Below are 15,031 nucleotides of genomic sequence, written 5' to 3'. Positions count from 1 at the left end.
GAATCTCCTCAGGCGGCATTCTTGAGTTTCGGGTCCAGCGCATCGCGCAGCCCGTCGCCCATCAGGTTGATTGCCAGCACGCTGAGCAAAATGGTCAAGCCAGGCAGGCTCACGACCCACCAGGCGCGTTCGATGTAGTCGCGGGCCGAGGCCAGCATGGTGCCCCACTCAGGGGTTGGCGGTTGTACGCCAAGGCCCAGGAAGCCCAGGGCGGCAGCATCGAGAATCGCCGAGGAGAAACTCAGGGTGGCCTGAACGATCAGCGGCGCCATGCAGTTCGGCAGCACGGTGACGAACATCAGGCGCGGCAGGCCGGCGCCGGCGAGGCGGGCGGCAGTCACGTAGTCACGGTTCAGTTCGCCCATCACCGCAGCGCGGGTCAGGCGGACATAGGACGGCAGCGACACGATCGCGATGGCGATCACGGTGTTGATCAGGCCAGGGCCGAGGATCGCGACAATGGCTACGGCCAGCAGCAGCGACGGCAGGGCCAGCATGATGTCCATCAGGCGCATGATGGTCGGGCCGAGCAGGCGCGGGAAAAACCCGGCGAACAGACCCAGCAGGATCCCCGGGATCAGCGACATGACGACCGACGACAAGCCGATCAGCAACGACAGGCGCGAACCCTGGATCAGGCGTGACAGCAGGTCGCGGCCCAGTTCGTCGGTGCCCAGCAGGAACTGGATCTGCCCACCTTCCAGCCAGGCCGGAGGGGTCAGCAGGAAGTCACGGTATTGCTCGCTCGGGTTGTGCGGGGCCACCCAAGGGGCGAACAGCGCGCAAAACACCACCAGCAACATGAACAGCAGGCCGGCAACCGCGCCTTTGTTCTTGGAGAAGGCTTGCCAGAATTCTTTGTACGGGGACGGGTACAGCAGGCTTTGATCGACTGCTACCGCGGGAGTAGGTGTGGTCATGGTCATGATCTCAGCGCTGGTGACGGATGCGTGGGTTGGCGAAGCCGTAGAGGATATCCACCACGAAGTTCACCAGAATCACCAGGCAGGCGATTAACAGGATGCCGTTTTGCACCACGGGATAGTCCCGTGCGCCAATGGCTTCGATCAGCCATTTGCCGATGCCGGGCCACGAGAAGATGGTTTCGGTCAGGACCGCACCGGCCAGCAACGTGCCGACTTGCAGGCCGACCACGGTGAGTACCGGGATCAAGGCGTTACGCAGGCCGTGGACGAACACCACGCGCGCCGGGGACAGGCCTTTGGCCTTGGCGGTGCGGATGTAGTCCTCGCGCAATACTTCAAGCATCGACGAACGGGTCATCCGGGCGATAACGGCCAGCGGGATGGTACCGAGCACGATGGCGGGCAGGATCAGGTGGTGCAGCGCATCCCAGAATGCGTCCGGCTCGTCAGCCAGGAGGGTGTCGATCAGCATGAAGCCGGTGCGCGGCTCGATGTCGTAGAGCAGGTCGATCCGCCCCGACACTGGCGTCCAGCCCAGGCTCACGGAGAAGAACATGATCAGGATCAGGCCCCACCAGAAGATCGGCATCGAATATCCCGCCAGGGAGATGCCCATCACCCCATGGTCGAACAGGGATCCTCGCTTCAAGGCCGCGATCACCCCGGCTAACAGCCCCAGGATGCCGGCGAACAACAGGGCGGCCATGGACAGTTCCAGGGTCGCGGGGAAAAGTGCGGTGAATTCAGTCCACACGCTGGTACGGGTACGCAGGGATTCGCCGAGGTCGCCGTGGGCGAGCTTGCCGACATAATCCAGGTATTGCGCGTAAAGCGGTTTGTTCAGACCAAGGCGTTCCATTGCCTGAGCGTGCATCTCGGGGTCGACTCGTCGTTCGCCCATCATGACTTCGACGGGGTCGCCAGGGATCATGCGAATCAACGCGAACGTCAGCAAGGTGATGCCGAAAAACGTGGGGATCAATAACCCCAATCGGCGGGCAATAAAACTAAACATCTTGTTGTGTACCTCAATCAGCCGGTTAGGCAGGTTCGGCACCGTCAATGTCGACGGTGCCGAGCGTCTCTTATCTACTTCACCTGGGTGGTGGCGAAGTTATTTGTAGTCAGAGGGCTTTGGGTATAACCCTCGACGTTTTTACGCATGGCGGTAAACATTTTCGGGTAAGCCATGGGAATCCATGGTTGGTCCTTGTCGAAAACGTCCATGGCTTGTTCATAGAGTGCAGCGCGCTGTGCGGGTTCAGCGATAGCGCGTGCCTTGTCGATCAAGTCTTGAAACTCTTTGTTACACCAGCGGGCGTAGTTTTCGCCGTTTTTCGCTGCATCGCAACTCAAGTTCGGGGTGAGGAAGTTATCCGGGTCCCCGTTATCCCCCGCCCAGCCGGCGGAGACCATGTCATGTTCGCCATTCTTGGCGCGTTTGAGCATTTCGCCCCATTCCATGACCTTGATGTTCACTTTCAGGCCGATTTGCGCCAGGTCCGCCTGCATGCGCTGGGCGCCGAGCATCGGATTGGGGTTGGTCGGGCCGCCGCCGTTGCGGGTGAACAGGGTGATCTCGGTGCCTTCCGGTACACCGGCTTCCTTGAGCAGGGCGCGGGCCTTGTCCAAGTCACGTGGCGGGTTCTTCAGCTTGTCGCTGAAGCCCAGCAAGGTGGGTGGGTAAGGCCCGGTGGCGTCGACTGCGTTGCCTTTGCCGTACAGGGACTCGTTGTAGCCTTTCTTGTCGAACGCGATGTTGATCGCGTGACGCACCCGCGCGTCGCTCATGTACTTGTGGGTGGTGTTCAGCGCGGTGTAGGCGGTGGTCATCGCGGCCAGTTCCGCCACCTTCAGGTTCGGGTCGGCCTTCATGCTCGGCACGTCATCCGGTTTCGGATACAGCGCGATCTGGCATTCGTTGGCCTTGAGCTTTTGCAGGCGCACGTTGTTGTCGGTGGTGATGGCCAGGATCAGCGGGTCAGCCGGCGGCTTGCCACGGAAGTAGTCCGGGTTGGCCTTGAAGCGCACTTGGGCGTCTTTGGCGTAGCGGGTGAAGATGAACGGGCCGGTGCCGATGGGCTTGGCGTTCAGGTCGTCGGTCTTGCCGGACTTGAGCAACTGGTCGGCGTATTCGGCGGAGTGAATCGAGGAAAACGCCATGGCCAGGTCGGCCAGGAACGGTGCTTCAGGGCGGGTCAGGGTGAAGACTACGGTGTGGTCATCGGTCTTCGTTACGCTCTTGAGCAGTTCCTTGAAGCCCATGCTTTCAAAGTATGGGTAGCCCACGTTGGACTTGTTGTGCCACGGGTGATTCGGGTCCAGCTGGCGCTGGAAGCTCCAGAGCACGTCGTCGGCGTTCATGTTGCGCGTGGGTTTGAAGTAGTCGGTGGTGTGGAACTTGATGTCGTCACGCAGGTGAAAGGTGTAGGTCAGGCCATCGGCGCTGATTTCCGGCAGGTCCTTGGCCAGCGCCGGGATCACTTCGGTGGTGCCGGGCTTGAAGTCCACCAGGCGGTTGAACATGGTTTCGGCCGCAGCGTCGGCGGTGACAGCCGTGGTGTACAGGACCGGATCGAAGCCTTCCGGGCTGGCTTCGGTGCAGACGACCAACGGTTTGGCCGAGATGCCGACAGCGACGCTCAACAGCGCAGCGGCAATGGCAGCTTGTAACGGGAGCATTTTCATCTAAGAGCCCTCTGCAATCGATTGGACCAGACAAGCGTAGGCGGCGGGCTCGTCCTGAGCTCGCCGCCGACCTGGCGCTGATTAAAGAATGTTGAACGGGATGGTGGTGACCAGGCGGAACTCACGGATGTTGCCGTCAGCCTGATTTTCGCTGGCGCGGTGAGTGACGTAGGTACCACGGATGGTGGTGGCCTTGAGCGAGCCGCTCTGGATCGCGTAAGCCGCGCCCACGCCGTATTCCTGGTGCTTCTCGCCGTCCATCAGGCGCAGGTCGCTACGTGCCACGCCAGATTCGCCGTAGGCAGTACCGGTGTAGTGAGTGCCGTCGATGCCCCAGCCGCGAGCCGAGTAGATGTTGAACTTCAGGCCTGGCACGCCGTATTCGGCCATGTTGATACCGTAGGCGATCTGGAAGGATTTCTCGTTCGGTCCGTTAAAGTCGGAGGTCAAGGAGTTGGCCAGGTAGATACCGTTGGTTTCGTGCAGGTAGTCGAAGTACTCGTCACCGTTGATGGCCTGGTAGGAGAAGGTCAGGCTGTGGGCCTGGTGAGTCAGGCCGAAAGACAACGAGTAAGTGTCGTTGTCGATGCTGCCCATCTTCTTGCTGCCGGTATCGGTCGTTTTGTAGTAGTTCAGGCCGGTGGTCAGTGCCAGGGTCTGGGCATCACCCAGTTCGTGGGTGGCGCCGACGTAGTACTGGTTCCAGAAGTCTTCGACGTTAGCGGCGAACACGCTGGTTTTCAGGCTCTTGAATGGCTGGTAGTTGAAACCCAGGGTTTTGACTTTGTCGGTGGTCTGGCCGTTACCGTACTCGGAACGGAATTTCGACAGGCTTTGCTCGGTCCGTGGCGAAACGCGATCGAAGATGCCGCCCTGGAACGACAGGTTGCTGAACTCTTCGCTGTTGAAGCTCACACCTTCAAAGCTCGAAGGCAGTGCACGGTTGCCGATGGTGTCGACGATGCCGCTGCTGAAGTTCTGGCGACCGGCGGTCAAGGTGGTGTTCGAGACACGGAACTTGACGTTGGCCAGGCCCAGTTTGCTCCACTGGTCTACGGCGTCGCCGTTGGAGTCGGCCAGGGTACGGTTGGAGCCGCCCTTGATGTCGCGCTTGCTGCGGTCCAGGACCAGAGCGTTGTAGACCGCCACTTCAGTGCTCACGCCCACGGTGCCTTGGGTAAAGCCCGAGGTACCGTTGAGGATGGTGCCTTGTACCCAGTTGGTACGGTACGCATCGGTACGTGCTTCACCGTGCTTCTGGTAAGTGAATTTGCCGCCACGGAACTTCTGTTCGTTGGAAAACCAGTTACGGGTTGTACCGCCCAGGCTAAATCCATCGATGTAGCCTTTGGCCTCGCTTTGGGCGCTGGTGCCGGCCAATGTGGTTGGAACGAAGTCCTGGCTTGCAGGTTCAGCGTAGGCGGTAGCCGTGATGCTGCTGATGGCCAGGGCCAGTAGCGCGGTGCTGCTCAGTTTCATGGGTGACGCTCCTTTGGTTCTCTTTTTAATGCCGGTCTTTTTAGGTGAACCGGCTATTGGGTGTGTAACTCGTTCAAGCCTTTGCAAACGTTTGCCCAAGGGTAAAACCCGAAATAAGGCTGCACGTTTGCAGCAAGGCGAGTGCTCGCCCTGCGCAATCCGGTTATCTTTTTATGGGTTGATGCTGACGCCCGAGAACACGTTGCGGCCGAAGGGGCTGACTTTGAACCCTTCGACTTTGGCGCTTAACGGCTGGTTGACCGTCGAGTGGGCGACTGGCGTGATTGGCACCTGCTGCTTGAGCAGTTGCTGCGCCTGTTTGTACAGAACAGTCCTTTGTTCGCGGTCGGTCACGACCTTGGCTTGCTTGATCAGCTTGTCGTACGCCGGGTCACACCACATGGAGTAGTTGTTCCCGCCGATGGCGTCGCAGCTGTAGAGGGTGCCCAGCCAGTTGTCCGGGTCACCGTTGTCGCCGGTCCAGCCGATCAGGCTGATATCGTGCTCGCCATTCTTGGTGCGCTTGATGTATTCGCCCCATTCATAGCTGACGATCTTGACCTTGAGGCCAATCTTCGCCCAATCGCTTTGCAGCATTTCGGCCATCAGCTTGGCGTTGGGGTTGTACGGCCGTTGCACCGGCATCGCCCACAGGGTGATCTCGGTGCCTTCCTTCACGCCGGCAGCCTTGAGCAGTTCCTTGGCTTTTTCCGGGTTGTAGGCGGCGTCCTTGATGGTGTCGTCGTAAGACCACTGGGTCGGTGGCATGGCGTTGACCGCCAGTTGCCCCGCGCCCTGGTACACGGCGTTGAGAATGCTCTGCTTGTTCACCGCCATGTCCAGGGCCTGGCGCACTTCGAGCTGGTCGAAGGGTTTGTGCCGCACGTTATAGGCGATGTAGCCAAGGTTGAAGCCTGGCTTGGTCAGCAGTTGCAGCTTCGGGTCGGCCTTCAGGGCTTCGACGTCGGCCGGGCGCGGGTGCAGGGTGATCTGGCATTCACCGGCCTTGAGCTTTTGCACCCGCACCGAGGCGTCGGTGTTGATCGCAAAAATCAGCTGGTCGAGCTTCACGCGGCTCGGGTCCCAGTACTGTTTGTTGCCGGTGTAGCGAATCTGCGAGTCTTTCTGGTAACGCTGGAACACGAACGGCCCGGTGCCGATCGGCTTCTGGTTGATGTCGCTGGGCTTGCCGGTCTTGAGCAAATGGTCGGCGTATTCAGCCGACAGGATCGAGGCGAAGCTCATGGCGATGTTCTGGATGAACGCGGCGTCGACCGTGTTCAAGGTCATCACCACGGTGTGCGGGCCGGTTTTCTCGACCTTCGCGATGTTCTTGTTCAGGCTCATCCCGTTGAAGTACGGGAACTCGGTGGGGTAGGCCTTGCGGAACGGATGTTCGGGGTCAAGCATGCGATTGAAGGTGAACAGCACATCGTCGGCGTTGAAATCACGCGTCGGCTTGAAGTCCTTGTTGCTGTGGAATTTCACCCCTTCGCGCAGGTGGAAGGTGTAGGTCAGGCCGTCTTCGGAAATATCCCAACGGGTTGCCAGGCCCGGTACGACATTGGTCGCGCCTTTTTCGAACTCGGCCAGGCGGTTGTAGATAGGCTCGGCGGCGTCGTTATCGGTAGCCGTCGTGTATTGCGCGGTGTCGAAGCCAGCCGGGCTGCCTTCGGAGCAAAACACCAGGCTCTTTTTCTCGGCAGCCTGGCCCATCGAGGCCACAGCCAACAGGCTGGTGCCGAATATCGCGGATAGAACGGTGGTATGGCGCATGACAATCCCGATCCTTGTTTGTTGTTTTCGTCAGTGAGCAATCGCAAGGCCATTCAAGGCCTTGCGACAACACTGATCCCACAACGGCAGTTGCCTACAGAGACGATGCTTCTGCCGTGCCACGACGTTATGGGTCGGGAGCCGGGCAGTAAATGCAACGAATCTGACAGACCTTGTAGGTAACGGCACCGCGATTCGCAGTTAGCTGCCGTAGGACGGCAGCGTGTGCGGATGTGGTCTGTTTCCTATGGCCTTGGCGGATGCAATAACGGCGACGTTATGAAACGTCGCCGCCAGTGATCCTTACTTGCCGCTTACGCTCACGCCGTAGAAGGAGTTCAAGCCAAATGGGCTGATCTTGAAGTCCTGTACGTTGTTGCGCATGGGTTGATACACCGTCGAGTGCGCGATAGGTGTCATCGGGACTGCATCTTTGAGGATATGTTGCGCCTGCTTGTACAGCTCGGTGCGTTTGGCTACGTCGGAAGTTGCCTTGGCTTCTTTCACGATGCCGTCGAATTTCTTGTCGCACCACTTGGAGAAGTTGTTGCCGGCCAGGGAGTCGCAGCCGAACAGCACGTTCAGCCAGTTGTCCGGGTCACCATTGTCGCCGCTCCAGCCAATGATCATGGCCTGGTTCTCGCCGCCTTTGGAACGCTTGATGTACTCGCCCCACTCGTAGCTGACGATGTTCACTTTCAGGCCGATCTGTTTCCAGTCGTTCTGCAGCATCTCAGCCATCAGCTTGGCGTTCGGGTTGTACGGACGCTGGACCGGCATCGCCCACAGGGTGATCTCGGTGCCTTCCTTGACGCCGGCTTCCTTGAGCAAAGCCTTGGCTTTGGTCACATCAAACGGCGCATCCTTGATGGTGGTGTCGTAGGACCATTGGGTAGGCGGCATGGCGTTGACCGCCAGTTGGCCAGCGCCCTGGTAAACCGAGTCGATGATCTGCTGCTTGTTCACCGACATGTCCAGGGCTTCACGCACCCGGATGTCCGACAGCGGGTTAGGCGCGGTCTGGCCCTTGAGGACCGGCATTACGTTGTAGGCGATGTAGCCCAGGTTGAAACCGGCCTGGTGCGGCAGTTTCAGGTCCTTGTCTTCACCCAGCGCCTTGAGGTCGGCCGGACGCGGGAACAGGGTCACCTGGCATTCGTTTTTCTTCAGCTTCTGGATACGCACCGACGGGTCGGTGGTGATGGCGAAGATCAGGTTGTCGATCTTCACGTCTTCAGGCTTCCAGTAATCCTTGTTGCCGGTGTAACGGATGTTGGAGTCTTTCTGGTAGCTCTTGAACACGAACGGACCAGTGCCGATTGGCTTCTGGTTGATGTCCTGTGCCTTGCCTTCCTTCAACAGTTGGGCGGCGTATTCAGCCGACTGGATGGAGGCGAAGCTCATGGCCAGGTTCTGGATGAAGGCGGCGTCCACGGTGCCAAGGGTGAACTTGACAGTGTGGTCATCGACTTTCTCGATGTTCTTGATGTTGGTGTCCATACCCATGTCCGTGAAGTACGGGAACTCGGTCGGGTAGGCTTTACGGAACGGATCGTCTTTGTTGATCATCCGGTTGAAGGTGAACAGTACGTCGTCAGCCGTGAATTCACGAGTTGGCTTGAAGTACGGGGTGGTGTGGAACTTGACGCCTTCACGCAGGTGGAAGGTGTACGTCAGGCCATCCGGGGAAACGTCCCAGGTCGTGGCCAGCCCAGGAACAACAGCGGTGCCGCCGCGCTCGAACTGGGTCAGACGGTTGAACATGGTTTCGGCCGAAGCATCGAAGTCTGTTCCGGTGGTGTACTGGCCTGGATCAAAACCGGCCGGGCTCCCTTCGGAGCAGAACACCAGGTTGCTCGCCGCTTGGGCGAAAGGTGCAGCAGCCATTAAACCGGCGCTGACTAATAACGGAATGACTGCGTGTTTAAGCATGTTGGCCTCATGATTTGTTGTCATTTTTGGTAGTGAGGGCGACCTCGTGAGTCGACCTGCGGATACTTATGCAGGGCCCATACCCAATGCAAGATGTTGAGAGCCTACAACGGCTAAACAGTGGTACGAACGTACACGAATGTCGCATATGTGTAAGTTCAGACACATTTTTGCATTTTTGAGGGTTTTTTTCGGTGCGAGGGCTGCACCAGGAATGCCCAACCGAGGCGTCTGGCGCACTCGGTTGGGGCGTTGCTGTTACTTATTCAGACTGACGCCGTAGAACGGTGTGAGTCCAAATGGACTGATCTTGAAGTCCTGGACTTCCTTTCGAAGGGGCTGGAAAACCGTCGAGTTTGCAATAGGCGTTATAGGTACTTGTTCCTTAAGGATTTTTTGTGCCTGCTGATACCACTTGATGCGCTGTTCACGGTCGCTGCTGACCTTGGCCTGCTGCACCAGTTTGTCGTAGGCCGGGTTACACCACTTCGCATAGTTGCTGCCCTTCACCGCGGCACAACTGTAGAGCACGCCGAGCCAGTTATCCGGGTCACCGTTGTCGCCGGTCCAGCCGTAGATCATCACGTCGTGCTCGCCGGCTTTGGCGCGTTTGATGTATTCGCCCCACTCATAGCTGACGATATTGGCCTTGATGCCGATCTTTTCCCAATCCTGCTGGATCATCTGCGCCGACATCCGGGCGTTGGGATTCGACGCGCGTTGAACCGTCATCGCCCACAGGTTGAGGGTCGTACCTGGTGCAACCCCTGCTTCTTTTAGTAGCGCCCGGGCCTTGGCCGGATCGTAGGGCGCGTCCTTGATCGTCGGGTCATAAGACCACTGCGCCGGAGGCAGGGCGTTCTGCGCCAATTGTCCGGCGCTCTGGTACACCGCCTTGATGATTGCCGGCTTGTCGATGGCCATGTCCAGCGCCTGGCGCACCTTGAGCTGGTCCAGTGGCGGATGGGTCACGTTGTAGGCGAGAAAGCCCAGGTTGAAGCCGGCTTGCTGAAGGACCCGCAGGTTGGGGTCCTGCTTCATCACTTCGATATCGGAGGGGCGTGGATAACCGCTGACCTGACACTCTCCGGCCTTGAGCTTCTGCAGGCGCACGGCGGCGTCCGGAGTGATCGAGAACACCAGGTTGTCGAGCTTCACATCGTCGGGCTTCCAATACTGTTTATTGGCGCTGTAGCGAATCTGCGAATCCTTCTGGTACCGCTTGAACACAAACGGCCCGGTGCCCACGGGCTTCTGGTTGATGTCGGCGGCCTTGCCTTCCTTGAGCAGCTGCGCGGCATATTCGGCGGACTGCACCGAGGCGAAGCTCATGGCCAGGTTCTGCACGAAGGAGGCATCAACGTTGTTCAGGTTGAAGCGCACGGTGTGCTCGTCGAGTTTTTCGACGTTCTTGATGGTGGTGTTCAAGCCCATGTCGGTGAAGTAGGGCGATTCCGACGGATAGGCTTTACGGAACGGGCTTTCGGGATCCAGCAGGCGCTGGAAGGTGAACAGCACATCGTCGGCGTTGAAGTCCCGGGTCGGGGTGAAGTAGTCGGTGGTGTGGAACTTGACGCCATCCCGCAGGTGGAAGGTATACATCAGGCCGTCTTGGGACACGTCCCAACGGGTTGCCAGTCCGGGTTCGACTTCAGTGCCGCCGCGCTTGAACTGGGTCAGGCGGTTGAACACCGTTTCGGCGGAGGCATCGAAATCGGTGCCGCTGGTGTACTGGCTGGGGTCGAAGCCGGCGGGGCTGGCTTCGGAGCAGTAGACCAGGGTGCTGGCCGCCTGGGCCAGAGGCATGAACGCCAGCAGGCCGGCAGCAAGGAGCAGCGGTTTTAAGGTGATTCTTTCCATGGAGACCCCTGAAGTGGCAGGTAAACGCTGCCCAGACGATAACGGCGGTCACCGAGGTTACCGCCGTTCAGGATTCTCAGGTAGAGGGCATGCAGCCAGACGCTGTTCCTGTTGTCCCTCTACCGAGTTCAACGTTTTTAAACTTCAGTTAACACTGAAATTTGAATAGTGCTCGGGGCATGTTTGTCGATGACGTAGGGATTGCTTTCACTCTCGATTTCATTGCTCTCCCTTATGGTAAAGGTGCGCTTGGTCGTGATCTCGACGCCGGGAACCCTCATGAGATCCTGGTTGGGGTTCGAGATGGGGTTTTTAGAAATAACGCTGACCTGTGCGCTGTTATCAACAGGGTCATATTCGATTGTGAACTTAGTCTCTCCTCCGCTGAGGTAATACCCGTCTTTCAGGCCCGATTCCGTCCCGTTTATGTAATGGGTGGCGGGTGCCAGAGAACCTTGATGCGCCACTTCAGATATACGTGCGCGCATCAATGGGTCGGGAACGATGTTCTCGAATTGCTGCAGCCGTCCTGCTTTGAGTTCATCTTCGGTGGCGGCCGTGCTACTGAGGTCCATGCTGAGCTCAGGTTTTTCTTTGTTGATAATCGAGTAATCGAGGCGATGAATGTCTTTTACGAAGCTATCCGAGTAATCGCCTGTACCCAACGCAGTGGGCTTGGCTTTTTCAGAGTCCAGAACCGTGAAGTTGTCCTCTTCCAGCTGCCAGGAAACCTGGAATTTTTTTTCGGTGACAACACCCTCCACTTGCCGGGTGTTTTGAACGGCATACTCATATTTGACGTTCTCATCAAACATCAAATATTCATCAATCTTTTCGGCTCCCTTCGTTTCCAGCCCCTCTACCTCGAACTTTCGCGCGATGGGTGAGGGAGACCGTTGGTCCAGGGAGGACGACGAAGATGAATTTCGGCTCCATGGCCATCCGCCTTTGCCATTCGCCCGGACCCAATCGCCATCATTGGTATGGTGTACCGTCATCACTGGCTTTCGGCTGACGGGGTCAATGATCTGCGCATAGTCGTCACTGAGTTTGAAATCTCCCCTGATCTCGTACACTTTGCTGACGCCTGTGTCGTCGGTATACCGGATTAACCACTGGTCAACGCCGTTACCGTCCTTGATCTGATAAATGCCCTTCGCGTTGGGTGTGCTGTTGGCAATCAACTGATCACCGTCTGCTACGGCATAGCCACTGATATTGCCTGCCTGTGAAGGCTGTAGCCGATTCGGCAAGCCACGGCCTGCACGGCCCTCCAAGGTGGGGAGAGAGGTTTCCTGGCTGGGTAGCGTCGTTCCGTTCTCGCGGGGTATTTCAAACGGGTCTTCGACCTTCGCGCTTGCGCCGACGGAAAACAAGGTGTTGAGCACTCCATCAAAGGTTTTCCAGGCGCCATTGCTGCGTTCGGCCTGGGTGTCGCCCGAAGCGGATTTTTCCGCACCCAACGCCAACTCCGTGACGCCGAGGGTTACGGCGGCGGCGGCAACGGGGGCACCCACCGGCGCAACGGGGGCGACCAGCTTGGCGGCTGCGGAAATGTCATTGAGCCAGGTGTCCCTGGTTACTTCGCTGTTGGATTTAATCGCGATGTCCGCATCGCTGGTCATGCGATCCTTCGCCTGGTCCCGCATATAGCTGAAGACGTCACCTTCGATGCGCACATAGTTGCGATCAATGGTTTCGCCTTCCATCTTCGACCAATCGCCGTTGCCCAGATGAGCCAGTGAGGAGTCGACGCCAAATTTTCCGAGCGCGCCGCCATCCTGGCGGTTGTATAGGGAGAAATGCGAAGCGAGTGCCTTGCTTTTTTTGGGGTCCTTGGCCTGCTCCACCACCCATTCATCCATTTTGTCCAGGGAGGGGAACCTCAGGAATGCCGGCTTGGCACCGGGGATATAGAGGATTTGCGTTCCGTCGCGACGGTTGTTCTGATAGTTGTACTGTTTGTCATCCAGGGCGGAGAAACGGATGATGTCGCTGGAACCCCAGCCATTGATATCGAACGGGTAGGCTCTTACCTGATCTTTGGCCGGTGCTTCTGCCTGCAGTTGGGCGACGGTCAGTGGTGCGTTTTTATCTTGGGGAAGATTGGACGCGGCCTTCATGACCAGGTTGTAGTCCTCCTGGGTGAACTGGTGCTCAGCCGGCATCAGTTTTTTTTCGAGGGGCGTCTTTACGTCATACTCATTCAGTTGCTGGCGCGCCTGCTGGACGAATTTTCCCTTCAAGACGGTGCGGTAATCTTCGCCGTGGGCTTTCCAGAACTGGTCTATTTTTTTACTCATGTGCGTCTGGAAGTCAGTTTTCCAACTCTCGTGCATCAACTTCGAAGGGGCGAGCGGGAACTGGTTGTGGGCGCCATACCCACCCTTGGTGCTTTCTCCGGTGCCGGCCTTGTAAATGCCCGCTTCAGTGTCAAGTTGCCCCGGGATCTGGTCGTGTTCCGAGAAGTTATCCAGCAGCGCATCCGGGAGGGGTTTCGAATAGAACGGCTCTTCGTTCATGTGCATCGCCCCGGTGGCGGTGCCCGGAGAGGCGCTTTGCGCGTGACGGAAACGATTGAAATACAGAGTGTCGACGTCCACGTTTTTTTCGCCGGTCAAGCGCTCGACCAATTCGCCAGCCCATTTCTTGGCTTCGTCGCGCACGTCGGGGTAGGCGTTCTCCATGTTGTTTGCCAGGCGCATAAAAGCCAGTTTTTGCGGTGCCGCGGTATATGAAGCCTCGGCGTTGCGCTTCTGTATTTCCAGCGCCTGCGCTGAACGCCGGTTGGCCGGTCGCAGGCGGTCATCGGCGGCAATGGCGCCGAAAGACTGGCTGTGCTCCAGCTGCCTTATCTGCGTTCTGGCCTGCGCGAGGTTGGCGGGGAGCGGTATACCGTAGAAGTTAGCGACCACTCTCGCGCTGACCTCCACCGTATTCTCGTCTGAGCGTATGCGTAACGTCTGTCCGGCGACGGGAACGATAACCTGGGCGGACGCCAGAAGGGGCCCGGAAACCTGTGCCCAGCCTGAACCGTCGGTCAGCGAAAAGTCCTTCTTCACGCCGTTGACGTTGGCGGACATGGCACCGGTGGAAGGCACGACCGACAGAGTGGACGGGTCGATGTTCTGCTCGCGCATCCAGCCCTGGATAACCGGGTGTTCCAGTTGCGAGCGATACAGCTCAAGCCATTGGCCCAACACCGTCTGGGCGGGGACCTTGACCAAGCCGGGCGGGTGACCTTCGGCCTTACGTTGTATCACGCTCATGTAAGCCTGGACCAGGGCTGGGTCCCCGGGAGCTGCGGCTTCAACTTGCTGCGGTTGCGCTGGAGTAGGGGCGCGCGCGTTGTGAGCGCTGGGGGAGGGGGGCGGCGGCGTTGAAGCTGGTCGGAGCATGATGCGTTCAGTTACGCTCTGTGTGGACGCGGACAAACGATGGGACATGAGTGCGGCACTCGATAGTGGTTGGGACACATACCCGCAGAGCAATCCCTGTCAACGTGGGGGGTATATATATGTGTCGAAAACCGGGCTATCGATTCCGTAGTGAACTCAGAAATGATTTACAGGATATGTTCTCACCTGAATACAAAACGCTGCCCGTAGGCAGCGTCATTGCAACTCGGGTACCGCTCAATCAGGGCATCTGGACTTCGATCACGCCATCCGCGGTCATATTGACCTGGCTGGTACCCGCTTCAACTTCCGGCGTCGGCGCCGAATCCATCGCTGCGGCTTTCATCATCATCCCGCCACGTGCATACGGCTGTGGATAACCGTTGGTGTTGAAGTTCAGGTTGACGATCTTGTAGCCCTTGCCGCCCAGCGCATCGGTGGCCAGTTGTGCACGGGCCTTGAACGCGGTGACCGCCTCTTTAAGCAGGGCATCTTCGCTGGCCTTGCGGGTCGGGTTGGCGATGGCGAAATCCATGCTGTCCATTTTCAGGTTGGTCAGCATGTCGCCGGTGAGCTTGGACAGGGCGGCGAAATCGGCACTTTCCATGCGCAGTTCAGCGCGTTCACGCCAGCCGGTGATTTTCTGATTCTTGTTGTCGTAGATCGGGTAGCTGTTGCGGCTGCCTTGGCGCAAGGTCACGCCTTTGACTTCGCGGGCCTGGGCCAGCGCCTTGTTCATGGTGGTGGTGATTTCGGCGGCCAGCTTGGCCGGGTCGGTGTTCTGCGACTCGGTGTACAGGGTGACGATCATCTGGTCGCGCGCCACTTCCTGGCTGACTTCGGCACGCAGGGAAATCTGGTTGTAATGCAGTTCGTCAGCGGCCATGGCCGGCAGGCTGGCGAGGGTAGCGGCGCCGAGAGTGAGGGTGGCTGCACTGCGAATGAAACGAGACATGTAAGCTCCTTGAGATG

At 58.5% G+C, this 15,031-nt stretch carries 9 protein-coding genes; all 9 read right to left on the bottom strand.

Annotation, left to right across the window (positions count from 1 at the left end):
* Positions 1-8 precede the first annotated feature (8 nt).
* Complete coding sequence (locus tag LIY45_RS12665; protein ID WP_003215991.1) at positions 9-920, bottom strand: ABC transporter permease subunit; 912 nt, start codon at positions 918-920, stop codon at positions 9-11.
* Positions 921-930: 10 nt separating this feature from the next.
* Positions 931-1,941 (bottom strand): ABC transporter permease subunit, encoded by a 1,011-nt coding sequence (locus tag LIY45_RS12660; protein WP_003215992.1) that lies wholly within the window; start codon positions 1,939-1,941, stop codon positions 931-933.
* A 74-nt stretch (positions 1,942-2,015) separates the two neighbouring features.
* A complete protein-coding gene (locus LIY45_RS12655) occupies positions 2,016-3,614 on the bottom strand; it encodes an ABC transporter substrate-binding protein (protein WP_017477765.1) in 1,599 nt (532 codons plus the stop codon).
* 81 nt (positions 3,615-3,695) lie between these two features.
* Positions 3,696-5,093, bottom strand: a complete 1,398-nt coding sequence (locus tag LIY45_RS12650; RefSeq protein ID WP_226476514.1) for an OprD family outer membrane porin — start codon at positions 5,091-5,093, stop codon at positions 3,696-3,698.
* Between the two features lie 171 nt (positions 5,094-5,264).
* Positions 5,265-6,869, bottom strand: coding sequence for an ABC transporter substrate-binding protein (locus LIY45_RS12645; RefSeq protein WP_017477763.1), 1,605 nt, complete (start codon positions 6,867-6,869; stop codon positions 5,265-5,267).
* A 303-nt stretch (positions 6,870-7,172) separates the two neighbouring features.
* A complete protein-coding gene (locus LIY45_RS12640) occupies positions 7,173-8,801 on the bottom strand; it encodes an ABC transporter substrate-binding protein (RefSeq protein WP_017477762.1) in 1,629 nt (542 codons plus the stop codon).
* 258 nt (positions 8,802-9,059) lie between these two features.
* Complete coding sequence (locus LIY45_RS12635) at positions 9,060-10,661, bottom strand: ABC transporter substrate-binding protein (RefSeq protein WP_226476513.1); 1,602 nt, start codon at positions 10,659-10,661, stop codon at positions 9,060-9,062.
* A gap of 137 nt (positions 10,662-10,798) precedes the next feature.
* Positions 10,799-13,930 (bottom strand): DUF6543 domain-containing protein, encoded by a 3,132-nt coding sequence (locus LIY45_RS12630; protein ID WP_226476512.1) that lies wholly within the window; start codon positions 13,928-13,930, stop codon positions 10,799-10,801.
* Between the two features lie 370 nt (positions 13,931-14,300).
* Positions 14,301-15,014 (bottom strand): SIMPL domain-containing protein, encoded by a 714-nt coding sequence (locus LIY45_RS12625; RefSeq protein ID WP_003216012.1) that lies wholly within the window; start codon positions 15,012-15,014, stop codon positions 14,301-14,303.
* Between the last annotated feature and the right edge of the window lie 17 nt (positions 15,015-15,031).

It is taken from the genome of Pseudomonas sp. MWU16-30323 (genome assembly GCF_020515595.1).
Lineage (GTDB): Bacteria > Pseudomonadota > Gammaproteobacteria > Pseudomonadales > Pseudomonadaceae > Aquipseudomonas > Aquipseudomonas yamanorum.
This window is presented reverse-complemented; position numbering and strand designations above follow the sequence as displayed.